Source organism: Noviherbaspirillum pedocola (assembly GCF_016632335.1).
Lineage (GTDB): Bacteria > Pseudomonadota > Gammaproteobacteria > Burkholderiales > Burkholderiaceae_D > Noviherbaspirillum_A > Noviherbaspirillum_A pedocola.
The window spans coordinates 1-16577 of the sequence record NZ_JAEPBG010000003.1; the positions used below are offsets into that span (position 1 = coordinate 1).

The window sequence follows — 16577 nt, forward strand, 5'->3', positions numbered from 1 at the left end:
TTTGCGATATCAATCCCTACAGGCATGAGTAACATAGTGACCTCCGATGCAAAATCACGACTCCCTGACGAGCTAACTATATTCTTTCGGCCAAGGCTGACCAGGGCGGGAGGCGTTCATATCATTGCTCGAAGGCGATGGCCAAGTTACGTACCGCCGTCACGGCATCGGGCTTGGGCATGAAGGCGATGTAATCTCGCTTCATCGTCTTCACGAAGCTCTCTGCCATGCCATTGCTCTGTGGGCTGCATACCGGCGTCGTCAGTGGCTTGAGGCCGAGTTCGGTAGCAAACATCCTGGTGCGTTCGGCAATATAACCTGAGCCGTTATCGGTCAGCCACGCGATTTCCTCTGGCGCCTTCAGCATCGCGCCAAAGCGGTTTTCCACGGCGGCTAGCATGACATCGCGCACGACATCGCCGCTATGACCACCAGTAGTGGCGACCCAGCTCATCGCTTCCCGGTCACAGCAATCCATCGCAAACGTCACCCGCAATGGCTCCCCGTTCTCGCAGCGGAACTCGAAGCCGTCCGAGCACCAGCGTTGGTTGCTTTTGGGGACGGCGACTTTGCCATCGTGCCGCCGCTGTGCCCGCGGTGGTATCGGTCGGCGCTGCAGCAGGAGGTCATGCGTGCGCATGACGCGATAGACGCGCTTGGCATTGACGGCCGCCGCACCTTGGCGCTCCCGCTGGCGTCGCAATAGTCCCCACACACGGCGATAACCATAGCTCGGCAAGTGCGCTATCGACGCGCGTATTTCCTCCACCAAGCCAGCATCGTCAGTCTTGCGGGCGGAGCGTCCATCCTGCCAGCCGGTTGGCCGGGCCAGCTTGACTGCCACATTCGAGCGCGCCACGCCGAGGACTTCACAGACCTGCTTCACAGGTCGTCCCTTGGCAATAAGGGCGAGCGCGCTAGCCATTTTCGCGACTTCATTACCTCACGGCTTCCTTGAGAATCTCGTTCTCCATCGCTTTCTTGCCGAGAAGCCGCTGCAGCTCCTTGATTTGCTTGAGCGCGTCATTGAGTTCAGAGGCCGGCACTACTTCCTCGCCGGCGCTCACGGCTGACAGGCTGCCGTCCTGGTACAACTTGCGCCAATGGAAGAGCTGGTTTGGATTCACACCATGCTGGCGCGCCACCATCGAAACTGTCTTGCCCGGCTCAAAGCTCTCCCTGATCATCGCCAGTTTCTCGTCGGTTGACCATCGCCGCCGGCGCTCTGGTCCCGTCAATACTTCCATCACTTCTTTCTTCGTATTAGTCATGAACATAGTCTTATGCTTACCCACTATTTTAAGTGGGACACTATGTCCGGCATTTCAGGGGGGGCGCTCCACCGACTGTCTTCTCATAAGTTAACAATCAGTCTAAGCCTACCGAAAGCTTATTGAGTGCCAGCCGTGCGCAGCGGCCGTTGTACCAATGCGGAAAACGTAAAATATATTTTTTCTAATTGTTTAATGTTCTATCACCCGTGAGCTTGATGAATATACAATTGGGCGAACAATGTAGTACCCGGCGATAGCAGTCCTTTCCCTTTGCCCCCGTTAAACATGGCCGCCTTGTCTAAAGCAGTTGCTGACATCACTAATTCCGTCGACTTGACTGAACAGATGCGCCTTGGAACGTCAGGAACCGAAGCCTTTTCGATGCCGCTGACCGTAACCAGCCAAATTGATGTGGTGATATCACTTGCACAAGCTCAGCTGGAGCTGATGCAAAAGGCCGGAATGGCCGGCGCATCGATTGCTTACATGTCTTCTGCGCTGAGCATGGTTAAACCGCTGCTGGCTCAGTACATGAACATGATGAGCTTGCTCATCAAGGCAGGCGTCGAAATAAACGGCAATCCGTTTCTTGATGAAGACACGGTACTTCCCGAAATACGCAGGTTTCTGTCGAACAAGGACTTGGCTTGCATTCTTCGCGAGGCGATTCCGAGTATGCCCGAAGACCAAGTTGAAATTCTGGAGGATTTGGTTGGCGGGCACCTGCCGCGTCGTGATTGAGCGACAGGCGTGCAGGGAGTCCGAGATACTGTCTCCCTTGCGCCTATGCCCAAGCCCGTGCACGTTCAACCGCGCGGCGCCACTGTCCCAATCGTTCTTCCCGTTCTTGTACGCCCATATTTGGTAGAAACTTGCGTTCGACGTGCCACTGCGACGTAACCTCTTCCTCAGATTCCCAGAACTTCACAGCAAGTCCGGCCAGGTACGCCGCCCCCAAAGCCGTAGTCTCGGTGACGGTCGGTCTGATCACCGGAACACCCAGCACATCTGCCTGGAACTGCATTAGCAAGTCATTACGTGAAGCGCCGCCGTCCACGCGCAACTCCTGTAAAGCGATTCCCGAGTCCTGCTGCATTGCCTGAAGAATGTCTGCCGTCTGGTAGGCAATGCTCGCCAATGCGGCGCGCGCAATGTGCGCCTTGGTCGTGCCTCGGCTCATGCCCAGGATCGTGCCGCGCGCATAGGGATCCCAGTATGGAGCGCCAAGACCAGCAAAGGCTGGGACGAACATTACCCCGCCGGTATCCGGCACACTCGCTGCAAGTGGCTCAATTTCCGAGGAGTGCTGGATGATGCCGAGTTGATCACGCAGCCATTGCACCGTCGCGCCAGCCATGAAGACACTGCCTTCAAGCATGTAATCGGTGCGGCAGTCATGCCCTTCGCCCCATGTCCAGCCTATGGTCGTAACCAGTTGGTGATGAGAAGTGATCGGCGTGCGCCCCGTATTCATCAGCATGAAGCAACCGGTGCCATAGGTGTTTTTCGCCATCCCGGGTTTCAGGCAGGCCTGGCCGAAGGTTGCCGCTTGCTGATCTCCGGCGATGCCCGCGACTGGCAGCGGTCGACCAAACAACTCGGGCCGTGTCGTCCCGACGGTTCCGCTACCTGGCACAACTCTGGCCAGCACCGAGCGCGGAATATCGAGAATGCCAAGCAGTTCATCATCCCAGTCCAGCGCATGAATATTGAACAACAGCGTGCGCGAGGCATTGCTGCTGTCGGTTACATGAATGCCGCAAAGCTTGTAGGTCAGCCAGCTGTCTACCGTGCCAAAAGCGAGCTCACCACGCTCGGCACGCTGCCGTGCGCCGGGCACATTGTCCAGCAGCCACTTCAGCTTGGTGCCGGAAAAATACGCGTCCAGCACCAGCCCGGTCTTGCGCTGGAACACCTCAGCATGACCTGCCTCGCGCAGGGCATCGCAAATATGCGCGGTACGCCGGTCCTGCCAGACGATTGCATTGGCAAGCGGCTCACCGGTCGCACGGTCCCACAGCACCGTGGTTTCCCGCTGGTTGGCAATGCCAATGGCAGCGATATCCGAGGCCGATGCGCCGCTTTCACGCAAGACCTGGCAGGCGACTTCATATTGCGAGCGCCAGATATCCTCCGGGTCATGCTCCACCCAGCCGGGCTCGGGAAAGTGCTGCGGGAATTCCTGCTGCGCGCATGCATGCACGCGCCCGGCGCGGTCGAAAAGTATGGCGCGTGAACTGGTCGTGCCCTGGTCCAGCGCGAGTACATAACGGCTCATTGCGATGCGTCTCCTCGTTGTTGTGTGGTATTTCCTTATGCCCGATATGGATTGGCGTTCCGCCCCGGTACATCGACTTCCATCGACAGCACGCACCCGGACAAGGGGAAAGCCGCGATCTCTTCATCAGGGCGCTTCGCGCGCACACTGGTGATGTACAGCGTTCGCAGATCCGGTCCGCCAAACGTCGGCATCGTCGGGCACCGCAGCGGAAGGCGGATCTCGCGCAGAATGTCCCCGGCCGGAGAAAGCTTCAGCAGGCGCGCTCCTTCATACATCGCGCACCAGTAATTGCCTTCGCTGTCGACTGCGGCGCCATCGGGACGTCCGCCATAGTCGGCATTGCGCTCGCTCGAGAACTGGCGCAGCAGCTTGCCGGTGCCAACGCTGCCGCTGGCGAGATCGAATTCATAAGCCGTGATGCGATGCGATGTCGTGTCGGCATGATACAGAGTCGCATTGTCGGGGCTGAAGGCCAGGCCGTTTGATACCGTGGCGCGCACGCCGCTGTCGCGCAAGGCGCCGTGCTCGAGCGCATACAGCGCCGCATTCGGCTGATCGCGCGGTTCATAGATGGTGCCGATCCAGAAGCGTCCAGCCGCATCGCAGCCGCCGTCATTGAAGCGTTCCCGCGCCGGGTCGTAGGGCGGGGCGGCGATTGCGGTGAGCTTGCCGTTGCCGGTGTCGAGATGGCTGATGCCGGTGCGTAGCGCCACGATCATGCCGCCTGTGGCGTTCCACGCAATGCAGCCCGGCTCGGCCGGCATCCTCCATTGCCGGTGTTCGCCGCTGGCTGGATCCAGGCAGTGCACGGCGTGTCCTTCGATATCGACCCAGTAGAGCCGCTGCTCTTCCGGATGCCAGAGCGGCGATTCGCCGAGCTGCATTGGCACATCAAAGGCTGGCTTGGGTTCAAACAGGGACATGGACAGCTCCTTGACGATGGGAAGGGGGAATTATCAATGATGGCAGGCCGCAGCGCATTGGCATGACGCGAATCGCCGCTTTGCGCGTCGGTGTATGCTTGGGCCTTTGCATCGAGCGCCCGGGCAGCCCGCGCATGACGGACCAGCTCAAGCATTATCTCGCCCCGAGCGCCTATCCCGACAAGGAGTACAGATGACAATGGCGAACAGCCAAGTGGAGCAGCGCAGCGACTGGCGCGCGGTATGGCGCCTGATCAAGCCCTACTGGGTTTCCGAGGAACGATGGAAGGCAATTGGCCTGCTGGCCACGGTGGTCGGACTCGCGCTCGGCATGGTGTATGTGAACGTGCTGCTGAACCAGTGGAATCGCGATTTCTACAATGCGCTGGAAAACAAGGACTTCGCCGCCTTCCGCGCGCAGCTGTGGCGCTTTTCCTATCTCGCATTCATCTATATCGCGGTGGCGATTTACAAGATCTATCTGACACAGGCGCTGGAAATTCGCTGGCGCGCCTGGATGACGAGCCAGTACATGAACGACTGGCTCGCCGGCCAGGCTTATTACCGCATCGAGCAGTCGGCCCGCGCGGACAATCCCGACCAGCGCATTGCAGAAGATCTCAAGTACCTGACCAGCGGCACGCTCACCCTATCGCTCGGTCTGCTATCCAGCGTGGTGACCCTGGTGTCCTTCATCGGCATCCTGTGGGCAGTCAGCGGGCCGATCAGCTTCATGCTCTTCGGCCACGAGCGCGAGATACCGGGATACATGGTCTGGTTCGCGCTGGCTTACGCCGGCATAGGTTCGCTGCTGGTGGCATGGATAGGCAAGCCCCTGATCGGGCAAAACTTCATGCAGCAGCGCTTCGAAGCCGATTTCCGTTTCGGCCTGATCCGCATACGCGAGAACGCGGAATCGGTTGCGCTGTACCGAGGCGAAGCGCAGGAGCATGCCTATTTGAACAGCCGCTTCACGCGCATCCGCGAAAACTGGTGGGACATCATGCGCACTACGAAGCGCTTGAACGTCGCCTCTACCTTTTATGAGCAGTTCGCGCTGATCTTCCCATTTCTCGTCGGCGCGCCGCGCTATTTCGGCGGTGCGATCAAGCTCGGCGGGCTGATGCAGATTGCCTCGGCCTTCGGCCAGGTGCAGTCGGCGCTGTCCTGGTTCATCGGCGCCTTCACTTCGCTGGCGGAATGGAAGGCCAGCGTCAACCGGCTCGCGGGCTTCCATGCCACGGTGGATGCGGCGCGCGCGATCGAGTCCGGCATTCGCGTCGAGCGCAATGGCGTTGCAGCGCTGCGCATCGAAAGCCTGTCGCTGTCGCTGCCAGGCGGCGCCACGCTGAATCAGCCGCTGTCGGCGGCGATCGAGAGCGGGCAGCGCATCCTGGTCGCCGGTCCTTCGGGTTGCGGCAAGTCGACGCTGTTTCGCGCCATCGCCGGCATCTGGCCCTACGGCGATGGCGAGGTCGAGATTCCGCAGTCGAGCAGCCTGCTGTTCCTGCCGCAGCGCAGTTATCTGCCGATAGGCACGCTGCGTGCCGCGCTGACCTATCCGGCTGCGGAAGATGCGTATGCGAATGAAGACATCATTGCCCGCCTGGATGCATGCCGGCTGACACATCTGGCGCCGAGGCTGGATGAGGTCGACAACTGGAGCCAGCGGCTGTCGCCGGGCGAGCAGCAGCGGCTGGCCTTCGTGCGGGTGCTGCTGATCAGGCCCGACATGGTGTTCCTCGACGAAGCCAGCAGCGCGCTCGACAGCGAAACCGAGGCGGCAATGTATCGCCTGCTGACCGAGGAATTGCCCGATGCCGCGATCATCAGCATCGCGCACCGGGAAAAGGTGGCGCAGTACCACGACGAGCGCTGGCAGTTTGTGCCGGATGCCGACGATCGCGATGCGCTACACAATGGCCCGCGCTACCGGATCGCGTTCTCCGGCATCGGTGCGCCGGTCGAGGCGGCCAGCCAGCTTTCCGCGAGCCGCACCCAGTAAGTCGCGCCGATGGGCAACAGCTCGTCGTTGAAGTCGTAGCTGGGGTTGTGCAGATTGCATGGCCCCAACCCATGCCCGGCCGAGCGGTGGTCGCCTTCGCCGTTACCGATGAAGACATAGCAGCCGGGCTTTTCCTGCAGGAAGAACGCGAAATCCTCCGCGCCCATGCTCGGCTCGATGCCGACGTGTACACGCCCGTCGCCGACGATGGAGCGCATCACATCAACCGCAAACTCGGTTTCCTTCGCATGGTTGAGCAGCGGCGGATAGTTACGCTTGAAGTCGAACCGGATCTCGGCATCGAAAGCCGCCGCCGTGTGCTCGGCGATGTCGCGCATGCGCTGCTCGATCAGATCGAGCACCGGAAGATTGAAGGTGCGCACGGTGCCGACCAGTTTCGCTTCCTCGGGGATGATGTTGGTCGTCGTGCCGGCATGGATCTGCGTCACCGACAGCACCGCTGCATCGAGCGGATTGCGGTTGCGGCTGATGATGGTTTGCCAGGCCTGGACGATCTGTATCGCCGCCATCACCGGATCGATCGACCGATGCGGCTGCGCCGCATGCGATCCCTTGCCATGGACCGTCACCTCGAATTCATTCGACGAGGCCATCATCGCGCCGGCGGTCACGCCGAACACGCCGGCCGGCATGCCGGGCCAGTTATGCATGCCGAAGATGGCATCCATCGGGAAGTCCCGGAACAAGCCATCGTCCATCATGCGGGCTGCGCCGCCGCCGCCTTCTTCGGCCGGCTGAAAGATCAGGTAGACGGTGCCGTCGAAGTGACGATGTTTCGCGAGGTAGTGCGCCGCGCCGAGCAACATCGCGACGTGACCGTCGTGACCGCAGGCATGCATCTTTCCGGCGTGGCGCGAAGCGTGGGGAAAGGCGTTGACCTCTTGCAGTGGCAGCGCGTCCATGTCCGCGCGCAATCCGATGGCACGTCGGCTGTCGCCGTTGCGGATCATGCCGACCACGCCGGTGCCGCCCATGCCGCGCACGATCGGTATGCCCCACTCGGTGAGCTTCGCCGCCACCACGTCCGCGGTCCGGTGCTCTTCGAAGCACAGCTCGGGGTGGGCATGAATGTCGCGGCGGATCTGTCTCAGTTCGGCATGGAATTCGATAATGGGATCGAGCAGTTGCATGGTTGTCTCCTCTGTATTCTGCGGACGGCGCGACATGCGCTGCATCTGTCCGAGCGCAAAGCATAGCGCATTTGCCGAGATGGCAATCATGGGGGCCCCAGCGCAGCTAACGATTGGAAAAGGCAACCAGGGCTGACCATGCCGCGGCCGTTTTTCCATGTCGCGCGAAAAGGATTTTGCAGTACGATGGATGCCCGGTTGCCTGCCATGTTTGCGGCGCCGTGCGTATCCAAGGCGGCGCAGACCGCTTTCCCAATATCTCCATTCATGCAGGGACCAGCCGGTTCTCAGGGCGCGGTGAATGGATGCCATGGTCCCGCAGCAGAAGGACAGGATAGCAACCATGAAGAAAAACATCCGTATTGCGTTGTTGGCCGGAGCCGCCGCGCTTGCCGCGATGACGGGCGGCTGCGCGCAGATGGGGTACTACCTGCAGGCTGCCCAGGGACAATATGCATTGCTGGCGCAGGCCAGGCCGATCGACGACTGGCTTGCCGATCCCGCGACCGGCGACACCTTGAAGACCAAGCTATCCCAGGTGCGCGCGATCCGCCGCTTCGCCGCCGAGGAACTCGGGCTGCCGAACAATGGCAGCTACAAGAACTATGCCGATCTGCAGCGGCCCTACGTGGTATGGAATGTCGTTGCCGCGCCGCGGCTGTCGCTGGAGCCGACGCAGTGGTGCTTTCCGATAGCGGGTTGCGTGAACTACCGCGGCTATTACCACAAGGAAGATGCGCAAGCCTTCGCCCGGCAGTTGCGCAACGAAGGCCTGGATGTGCAAGTCGCCGGAGTGCCGGCGTATTCCACGCTGGGCTGGTTCGACGACCCGGTGCTGTCCACCTTCATCAAGTATCCGGAGGGCGAGCTGGCCCGCCTGGTATTCCACGAGCTGGCGCATCAGGTGGCCTATGCCAAGGGCGATTCGCAGTTCAATGAATCGTTCGCGGTTGCCGTCGAGGAAGTCGGCGTCGAGCGCTGGATGGCGAAGTTCGGCGACGACAAGATGCGCCGCGCCTACACGGAATACGAGGGCCGCAAGCAGGATTTCCTGGATTTGCTGCTGAAGCATCGCGAGGAGTTGAAGGCCAATTACGCCAGCGACGCCAGCGACGAGGAAAAGCTGCGTCGCAAGGCAGAAATCTTTCAGGCGCTGCAGGACGATTACCAGATCTTGAAGCGCAAATGGGGCGGATATGCCGGCTATGACCGCTGGTTCGCCGAGCCGCTGTCGAATGCGCATCTGGCCGCGGTAGCGACCTATCATGACTTCGTGCCGGGCTTTCGCGCGCTGCTGCAGCAGGAAGGCAGCCTTCCCGCCTTTTATGCCGCGGTCAAGCGCATGGCAAGGGAAGACAAGAGCGAGCGCGACCAGCAGCTCGCGCTGCTCGGCGAGCCGGCCCATCTGGCGCAGGACGGGATGACGCGGCGCAATCCCTGATGACGCCCAGCGGGATCGGGAAAAAGGGTCTAGAAGAGTTGCTCCAATCCGCCTTCGAAAGCTTGCCGCCACCATCCGTGGTCATTAGCATCACGACTGGCCAGCGGCCGCGGAATTTGCCGGCCAACATGCGGGCAGACCGGCATGCCCATCACAAGACATAAAGCGAGGCGCACCATGGAGACAGTGGACAACAAGTTCTGGTTGAAATCCTATCCGAAGGAGGTTCCGGCGGAAGTGGATTACCGCCAGTACCGCTCTCTGGTCCATCTGCTCGAAGATGCCTATCAGACCTATGCGCAGCGCAAGGCTTTCGTCTGCATGGACAAGTCCCTCAGCTATCGCGACATTGAAATTCTGTCCGGCCAGCTCGGCGCCTGGCTGCAGAGCCGAGGTCTGGAGAAGGGCGCGCGGGTGGCGCTGATGATGCCGAACGTGCTGCAGTATCCGGTGGCGCTGGCGGCGGTGCTGCGCGCCGGCTATGTGGTAGTCAATGTAAATCCGTTGTACACGCCGCGCGAACTGGCGCACCAGCTGAATGATTCCGGCGCGAAGGCCATCGTGATTCTGGAGAACTTCGCCAGCACCCTCGAAGAAGTCATGGCGCATACGCCGATCGAGCACGTGGTCGTGGCCACGATGGGCGACCTGCTCGGCGGCGCCAAGGGCGCGCTGGTGAATTTCGCGGTGCGCCATGTCAAGAAAATGGTCCCGGCATACAACCTGAAGCACGCGGTGCCGTTTCGCCGCGCGCTGGCCGAAGGCGCGCGCATGCGCCTGAAGCCGGTCGAACTCGGTTATGACGACGTGGCCTTCCTGCAGTACACCGGCGGCACCACCGGCGTGTCCAAGGGTGCGACGCTGACCCATCGCAATGTGCTGGCCAATGTGCTGCAGAGCGAAGCCTGGGCCCAGCCGGCGCTGCAGCGCGAGCCGCACGTCGAGGAATTGGTATATGTGTGCGCGCTGCCGCTGTATCACATCTTTGCGCTGACCGCCTGCTGCTTGATGGGCACCCGCGTCGGCGCGTTGAACATCCTCATTCCCAATCCGCGCGACATACCGGGCCTGGTGCGCGAGCTGTCGAAATACAAGGTGAACGTCTTCCCGGCCGTGAACACGCTGTATAACGGCCTGCTCAACAACCCGGACTTTGCCAAGCTCGATTTCTCCGGCCTGAAGGTTTGCAACGGCGGCGGCATGGCGGTGCAGCGCGCGGTCGCCGAGCGCTGGCTGAAGGTGACTGGTTGTCCGATCGCGGAAGGCTATGGCTTGTCCGAGACATCGCCGGTGGCAACCTGCAATCCCACCGATACGCCGGCCTTCACCGGCACCATCGGCTTGCCATTGCCGTCGACCGAGATCGAGATCCTCGATGACGATGGCAATGCGCTGCCCGTGGGCCAGGCCGGCGAAATCGCGATCCGCGGACCGCAGGTAATGATCGGCTATTGGAACCGGCCCGAGGAAACCGCGAAGGTCATGACAGCGGATGGCTTCTTCAAGACGGGCGACGTTGGCATCATGGACGAGCGCGGTTATGTGCGCATCGTCGACCGCAAGAAGGACATGATTCTGGTCTCGGGCTTCAATGTGTATCCGAACGAGATCGAGGACGTGGTGGCCGCGCATCCCGGCGTGCTCGAATGCGCCTGTGTCGGCGTGCCCGATGCCAATTCCGGCGAGGCGGTGAAGCTGTTTGTGGTGCGCAAGGATCCGACTCTGACTTCGCAGGCGCTGACCGACTATTGCCGCGAGCAGCTGACCGGCTACAAACGGCCGAAGTTCATCGAGTTCCGCGATGAGCTGCCGAAGACCAATGTCGGCAAGATCCTTCGGCGCGAATTACGCGACGCCAAGCGCGCGGCCTGACACTCTCCCGATGTTCAGACGGCCCGCACGCCGGGCCGGCCATCCTCCACCAGGAAGCGCGCCAAGGTTTCCACGCTGGAATCGGCGCGCTGCGCATCATCCAGCGCCTGGAACAACACGCTGGCGCGTTCGGGCGCGATCTCCATCAGCACGAAGCCGCGACGGTCGCTGCGGCCATAGTGGAGATGCGTATTGGCCGCGACATACTGCTCGGTGCGCGCTTGCGGATGGGAATGCGAAGTCACCGAGGTGCCGCAAAACTCGGTTGCAATGATCGGGTTGTCATCCGAGGCCGGGCGGTCGAAGTCGCGCACGAGGTCGCCCGCATAGAAGCTGTGCACATCGCCGGAAATCACCAGCGGATTGGATGGACGGCGGCGCGCAACGTCCGCCAGCAGCCGGGCGCGCGCGGCCGGATAGCCGTCCCAGCCGTCGGTCCAGAAGCGGACGTCGTCGGCCTTGTCCATGGCGGCATGGCTGCACTGCGTCATCAGCGTTTGCTGCGCCAGGATGTTCCATCGCGCCGATGCGGACGCGAACCCTTCGGAGAGCCAGGCTTCCTGTTCCGCGCCGAGCATCGTGCGCTGCGCATCGATGCGCTCGGCACACGCCGCGCCGACGACGTTGGCGCCTCCATGGCCGGGCTGCGGACAGACCTGCGGCGAGCGGTATTGCCGATCGTCCAGCACATGAAAGCGCGCCAGCCGACCCCAGTCGTAACGCTGGTACATGCGCAAGTGAGCGGGATTGCCCATGCTCAGACGCAGCGGCATGTGTTCGTAGAAAGCCTGATAGGCGGCAGCCCGGCGCGCCATGAATGCCGGATCGAGGCGGAAATCGCGGTCATCGGCATAGTCGTTGACGACTTCATGGTCGTCCCAGGTGAGTATCCACGGCGCCGCATGATGCGCAGCCTGCAGCAGCGCATCGGACTTGTACTGCGCATGGCGCGCACGGTAGTCGGCAAGCGTCATCGACTCAAAACCATGGCGCGCTGCAGCCGGATGCATGGCGCTGTATGGGCCGCGTTCATAGATGTAATCGCCGAGAAAGACCACTAGGTCCGGCGCTGCGGCGGCGATGTGGCGGTGCGCCGCGTAAGCGCCGTGCTCCCAGTTCTGGCAGGAGGCATAGGCCAGTCGCAGCGAGGCCGGCAAGGCGTCCGGCGCGGGGGCGGTCCGGGTGCGCGCCACCGGGCTGACCGCATCGCCGAGCATGAAGCGGTACCAGTACCAGCGGTCCGGTTCGAGCCCGGTCACGTCCACATGCACGCTGTGCGCAAGCTCGGGCAGGGCGCTTGCGGTTCCGCTGGCAACGATGCGGTGAAACCCTTCGTCCTGCGCGACTTCCCAGCGCAGCGCGAGCGGCGTAGGTGGCAATGCATCTCCGGGTGAGGCAAGGATGCGGGTCCACAGCACCACCGCATGCGGCAACGGCGAACCGGAAGCCACGCCGAGTTGAAACGGATACCAGCTTGGCCGCGCCAGGATGCCGGGCGCGTGGATTGCCGACGCCGCCAGCGCGGCAAGGCGCGCTGCGCTGAAAAGAAAGTCGCGGCGGGAGGCTGGCATGTCGGCTCAGACGCCGGCGTCGTCGGGCACCGGCGGCAGCATCCGCGGCTTGCGCTGGTCGTCGGTGGCGACATAGGTCAGCGTCGCTTCGGTGACCTTTACCACCTCGGCCTGCAGTCGGTTGCGCTCGGCATAGACTTCCACGTTCACGGTGATCGAGGTCTTGCCGACCTTGACGATGCTGGCATAGAAGGACAGCAGGTCGCCGACAAAGACTGGCTGCTTGAAAACGAAGGAGTTGACGGCGATGGTGGCGACGCGGCCATTGGCGCGTCGGGCCGCCGGCAGTGCGCCCGCGATATCGACCTGGGCCATGATCCATCCGCCGAACACATCGCCATGCGCATTCGCGTCGGCCGGCATCGGCATCACGCGCAGCGCCGGCATCGCCGTCGGAAGTTGGGTCATCATGCTCATGCTGCTCTCCTGTGTCGAATGGATGTAGACGTTACAATCGGGAGCGCAAGCATAAACCATCCCCCCATCCTTCCCCAATTCGCCCCGACCCTTTCCTGATGCGCCGCCATTCTTCTTCCTCGATGCCGCCGTTGCCTGTGGCCAACCAGGGCACCCGCAATGACTGGGGCACCTTAAAGACGCTGTTCCCGTATCTCTGGGCCTACAAATGGCGCATGCTGCTGGCGCTGAGCTTTCTGGTCGGCGCCAAGCTGGCCAATGTCGGCGTGCCGATCCTGATGAAACGCATCATCGACGGGCTGACCATCACGCCTGCGCATCCGCAGGCGCTGTTGATGCTGCCGATCGGTCTGCTCGTGGCCTATGGCGCGCTGCGAGTGTCGACCACGCTGTTTACCGAGTTGCGCGAATTCGTATTCGCCCGCGTCACGCAGCATGCGGTGCGCACCGTGGCGCTGCAGGTGTTCAAGCATCTGCATTCGCTGTCGCTGCGCTTTCATCTGAATCGCCAGACCGGCGGCATGAGCCGCGACATCGAGCGCGGCACCCGCGGCATTTCGTCGCTGGTGTCCTATACGCTGTTCTCGATCCTGCCGACGCTGGTGGAAATCTCGCTGGTGCTGGGCTACCTGGTACTGCATTACGACATCTGGTTCTCGGTCATCACCGGCTGCGCGCTGGTGTCCTACATCGCTTTCACTGTGTTCATCACCGAGTGGCGCACCCATTTCCGGCGCACGATGAACGAGCTCGATTCCAAGGCCAACACTCGCGCCATCGACTCGCTGCTGAACTATGAAACGGTCAAGTACTTCGGCAACGAGGAATGGGAAGCGCGGCGCTACGATGAAGGCCTGCAGCGCTATGAAAACGCGGCGGTGAAATCGCAGACCTCGCTGTCGCTGCTCAATACCGGGCAATCGCTGATCATCGCCATCGCGGTCACGCTCATCATGTGGCGCGCCACCGTCGGCGTGGTCAACGGCACGATGACCCTGGGCGACCTGGTGCTGGTGAACTCCTTCATGATCCAGCTGTATGTGCCGCTGAATTACCTCGGCGTGATCTATCGCGAGATCAAGCAGAGCCTGGCCGACATGGAGCGGCTGTTCTCGCTGCTGGACCAGCACCGCGAAGTCGCCGACGGGCCGGATGCCCAGCCGCTGCGACTCACGGGCGCGGAAGTGCGCTTTTCCAATGTGGATTTCAGCTACGAGAAGAAGCGGCAGATCCTGTTCGGCGTGGACTTCACGATACCGGCCGGCAGCACCACCGCGGTGGTCGGGCACAGCGGCTCGGGCAAGTCGACGCTGTCGCGGCTGCTGTTCCGCTTCTATGACGTGGACGCCGGCACGGTCACCATCGATGGCCAGGATCTGCGCGACGTGACCCAGACCTCGCTGCGCCGTGCCATCGGCATCGTGCCGCAGGACACGGTGCTGTTCAACGACAGCATCGAATACAACATCGCCTACGGCCGACCGGGCGCAAGCCATGACGAGATCGTCGAAGCGGCGCGCGCGGCATCGATCCATGATTTCATCACCACGCTGCCCGACGGCTATCAGACCATGGTCGGCGAGCGCGGCCTGAAACTGTCCGGCGGCGAAAAGCAGCGGGTGGCGATCGCGCGCGCGCTGCTGAAGAATCCGGCAATCCTGATCTTCGATGAAGCGACCTCGGCGCTCGATTCAAAGGCCGAGCAGGCGATACAGGCGCAATTGAAGGCGATCGCGAAGGACCGCACCACGCTCGTCATCGCGCATAGACTCTCGACGATCGCCGACGCGGCGCAGATCCTGGTGATGGACCATGGCCGCATCATCGAGCGCGGCACCCATGCGCAATTGCTCGCCGCCGGCGGCGCGTATGCGCAGATGTGGCAACGGCAGCTGGCTTCTCCGGATGCGGTCGACGTTTCGGCGCCGACGGATGCGGTAGGGCAGAGCAAGGTCGCCTAGGCGGCTTTGCGTTCATCCGGCAAGCCCACTACCATTGCGCGATGGATACCAAATGGCTGGAAGACTTCGTCTCCCTGGTTGAAACCCGCAGCTTCAGCCGCTCGGCCGAGTTGCGTCATGTGACGCAACCGGCGTTTTCGCGCCGCATTCAATCGCTGGAAGCCTGGCTGGGCACGGACCTGATCGACCGCACGTCCTATCCGACCCGGCTGACCCCGGCCGGCGAAGTCTTTTACGAGCAGGCGCTGGAAATGCTCGGGCAGGTGAACAATGCGCGCGCACTGCTGCGCGGCAGCCGTCCGACCGGGCAGACCACCATCGACTTCGCAGTGCCGCATACGCTGTCGCTGACCTTCATGCCGAAATGGGTGAAGACCCTGGAAGGCGACTTCGGCCATTTCAGCACGCGCCTGATGGCGTTGAATGTGCATGACGCGGTGATGACCATCGTCGAGGGTGGTTGCGATCTGCTGCTGTGCTATCACCATCCGCGTCAGCCGGTGCAGCTCGACGCCAGCCGCTACGACATGCTGCTGCTCGGCTCGGAAACGCTGCGCGCCTATTCGCGCTGCGACCGCACAGCCACTCCCGAATTCCTGCTTCCCGGCTCCTCGCGCGAGCCCCTGCCGTTTCTCGCCTATGGCAGCAATGCCTATCTCGGCCGCATGGTCGAGCTGATCCTGGCGGATGCCAAGCGCCGGCCGCATCTGGAAAAGCGCTACGAAACCGACATGGCCGAAGGCTTGAAAATGATGGCGCTGGAAGGACATGGCGTGGCCTTCCTGCCCGAGTCGGCGGTCACGCGCGAAGTGAAGCAGAAGCAGCTTGCCCGTGCCGACGGCGGCTCATCGGAGTGGGAAGTGCGCATGGATATCCGGCTGTACCGCGAGCGACCGAGCCCGCAACGTCCCGGCAAGTCGATCGTCTCCAGGCTGTGGGAGCACCTTGCGAAGACGGAAAAGGCGGCACGGAAGTAGGCACGGGCAGCGGTATGCTTTCCATGCATTTAACGCATAGTTACATGCACACACGGCATTGGATCATCGGCAAGCTCTCCTTTTAAGATTGGCTCCACGTCGCGCGGCAATGCCGTGTACCGCGTATTCCCACTCTTCCAGGAGCTCACGCCATGTCCATTCCGCATGAAATTCCTTCCTATCTTGTTCCCCATGAAGTCGGCCCCTGGGCCGTCTATCTTGAGCAGATCGACCGCGTCACACCGCATCTCGGCGGCCTGGCACGCTGGGTTGAAACCCTGAAGCGTCCGAAGCGCATCCTGATCGTCGATGTGCCGATCGAGCGCGATGACGGCAGCATCGCCCATTTCGAAGGCTATCGGGTGCAGCACAACACCTCGCGCGGCCCCGGCAAGGGCGGCGTGCGCTTTCACCAGGATGTAACGCTGTCCGAAGTGATGGCGCTCTCAGCCTGGATGACCGTGAAGAACGCCGCGGTCAACGTGCCCTACGGCGGCGCCAAGGGCGGCATCCGCGTCGATCCGCGCACGCTGTCGAGCGCGGAACTGCAGCGCGTGACCCGGCGCTATACCAGCGAAATCAACATCATCATCGGCCCGAACAAGGACATCCCGGCTATTGGGGGTTCGAAAAACATAACTTTTCCTCGCATTTACGCCTAAAAGACCCTCATTTGTGGCCTCCTGTTGAGCTTCTTGACGGTC

11 protein-coding genes and 2 pseudogenes are annotated in these 16577 nt (G+C 62.0%); 7 read left to right on the top strand and 6 right to left on the bottom strand.

Annotation, left to right across the window (positions count from 1 at the left end):
* Positions 1 to 127: 127 nt before the first annotated feature.
* Positions 128 to 1247: pseudogene (locus JJB74_RS08380) on the bottom strand (IS3 family transposase); the annotation flags it as partial.
* Positions 1248 to 1559: 312 nt separating this feature from the next.
* Between JJB74_RS08380 and JJB74_RS08385 the strand changes: the two are divergent.
* A complete protein-coding gene (locus JJB74_RS08385) occupies positions 1560 to 2015 on the top strand; it encodes a hypothetical protein (RefSeq protein ID WP_200591405.1) in 456 nt (151 codons plus the stop codon).
* A gap of 43 nt (positions 2016 to 2058) precedes the next feature.
* Here JJB74_RS08385 and glpK read toward each other — a convergent pair whose 3' ends face one another.
* Together glpK and JJB74_RS08395 are read right to left on the bottom strand one after the other, a co-directional pair.
* Complete coding sequence (glpK, locus tag JJB74_RS08390) at positions 2059 to 3552, bottom strand: glycerol kinase GlpK (protein ID WP_200591406.1); 1494 nt, start codon at positions 3550 to 3552, stop codon at positions 2059 to 2061.
* Positions 3553 to 3587: 35 nt separating this feature from the next.
* Positions 3588 to 4478, bottom strand: a complete 891-nt coding sequence (locus JJB74_RS08395; protein WP_200591407.1) for an SMP-30/gluconolactonase/LRE family protein — start codon at positions 4476 to 4478, stop codon at positions 3588 to 3590.
* A gap of 199 nt (positions 4479 to 4677) precedes the next feature.
* Between JJB74_RS08395 and JJB74_RS08400 the strand changes: the two genes are divergently transcribed.
* Positions 4678 to 6483 (top strand): ABC transporter ATP-binding protein/permease, encoded by a 1806-nt coding sequence (locus tag JJB74_RS08400; protein ID WP_234484067.1) that lies wholly within the window; start codon positions 4678 to 4680, stop codon positions 6481 to 6483.
* Here JJB74_RS08400 and JJB74_RS08405 read toward each other — a convergent pair.
* Entirely contained in the window at positions 6408 to 7634 is a 1227-nt protein-coding gene (locus tag JJB74_RS08405) for a M20 aminoacylase family protein (protein WP_200591409.1), read from the bottom strand. The genes JJB74_RS08400 and JJB74_RS08405 overlap by 76 nt on opposite strands.
* Positions 7635 to 7977: 343 nt before the next feature.
* On the opposite strand from JJB74_RS08405, the gene JJB74_RS08410 reads away from it, so the two are divergent.
* On the top strand, positions 7978 to 9075 hold the full coding sequence (locus tag JJB74_RS08410) for an aminopeptidase (RefSeq protein ID WP_234484068.1): 1098 nt from the start codon (positions 7978 to 7980) through the stop codon (positions 9073 to 9075).
* Between the two features lie 177 nt (positions 9076 to 9252).
* A complete protein-coding gene (locus tag JJB74_RS08415) occupies positions 9253 to 10947 on the top strand; it encodes a long-chain fatty acid--CoA ligase (protein ID WP_200591410.1) in 1695 nt (564 codons plus the stop codon).
* Positions 10948 to 10961: 14 nt separating this feature from the next.
* Here the strand turns inward: JJB74_RS08415 and JJB74_RS08420 are convergent, their stop codons facing one another.
* Both JJB74_RS08420 and JJB74_RS08425 read right to left on the bottom strand, forming a co-directional pair.
* Positions 10962 to 12518 (bottom strand): alkaline phosphatase D family protein, encoded by a 1557-nt coding sequence (locus tag JJB74_RS08420; RefSeq protein WP_200591411.1) that lies wholly within the window; start codon positions 12516 to 12518, stop codon positions 10962 to 10964.
* Positions 12519 to 12524: 6 nt separating this feature from the next.
* Positions 12525 to 12935 carry an acyl-CoA thioesterase gene (locus JJB74_RS08425; protein WP_200591412.1) on the bottom strand — a complete coding sequence of 137 codons (411 nt, stop codon included), beginning with the start codon at positions 12933 to 12935 and terminating at the stop codon, positions 12525 to 12527.
* Between the two features lie 98 nt (positions 12936 to 13033).
* On the opposite strand from JJB74_RS08425, the gene JJB74_RS08430 reads away from it, so the two are divergent.
* The 3 genes and pseudogenes from JJB74_RS08430 to JJB74_RS08440 all read left to right on the top strand — a co-directional run.
* Positions 13034 to 14896, top strand: a complete 1863-nt coding sequence (locus JJB74_RS08430; RefSeq protein WP_325170113.1) for an ABCB family ABC transporter ATP-binding protein/permease — start codon at positions 13034 to 13036, stop codon at positions 14894 to 14896.
* A 41-nt stretch (positions 14897 to 14937) separates the two neighbouring features.
* Positions 14938 to 15873 (top strand): LysR family transcriptional regulator, encoded by a 936-nt coding sequence (locus JJB74_RS08435; protein ID WP_200591413.1) that lies wholly within the window; start codon positions 14938 to 14940, stop codon positions 15871 to 15873.
* Between the two features lie 152 nt (positions 15874 to 16025).
* Positions 16026 to 16490, top strand: a pseudogene (locus JJB74_RS08440) (Glu/Leu/Phe/Val family dehydrogenase); the annotation flags it as partial.
* Between the last annotated feature and the right edge of the window lie 87 nt (positions 16491 to 16577).

Bases quoted from the DNA above. Each gene is read 5' to 3' on its own strand.
- JJB74_RS08410 (WP_234484068.1), top strand. From the start codon at position 7,978: ATGAAGAAAAACATCCGTATTGCGTTGTTGGCCGGAGCCGCCGCGCTT.
- JJB74_RS08415 (WP_200591410.1), top strand. From the start codon at position 9,253: ATGGAGACAGTGGACAACAAGTTCTGGTTGAAATCCTATCCGAAGGAG.
- JJB74_RS08400 (WP_234484067.1), top strand. From the start codon at position 4,678: ATGGCGAACAGCCAAGTGGAGCAGCGCAGCGACTGGCGCGCGGTATGG.
- JJB74_RS08425 (WP_200591412.1), bottom strand. From the start codon at position 12,935: ATGAGCATGATGACCCAACTTCCGACGGCGATGCCGGCGCTGCGCGTG.
- JJB74_RS08435 (WP_200591413.1), top strand. From the start codon at position 14,938: ATGGATACCAAATGGCTGGAAGACTTCGTCTCCCTGGTTGAAACCCGC.
- JJB74_RS08395 (WP_200591407.1), bottom strand. From the start codon at position 4,478: ATGTCCCTGTTTGAACCCAAGCCAGCCTTTGATGTGCCAATGCAGCTC.
- JJB74_RS08405 (WP_200591409.1), bottom strand. From the start codon at position 7,634: ATGCAACTGCTCGATCCCATTATCGAATTCCATGCCGAACTGAGACAG.
- glpK (WP_200591406.1), bottom strand. From the start codon at position 3,552: ATGAGCCGTTATGTACTCGCGCTGGACCAGGGCACGACCAGTTCACGC.
- JJB74_RS08420 (WP_200591411.1), bottom strand. From the start codon at position 12,518: ATGCCAGCCTCCCGCCGCGACTTTCTTTTCAGCGCAGCGCGCCTTGCC.
- JJB74_RS08385 (WP_200591405.1), top strand. From the start codon at position 1,560: ATGGCCGCCTTGTCTAAAGCAGTTGCTGACATCACTAATTCCGTCGAC.
- JJB74_RS08430 (WP_325170113.1), top strand. From the start codon at position 13,034: ATGCGCCGCCATTCTTCTTCCTCGATGCCGCCGTTGCCTGTGGCCAAC.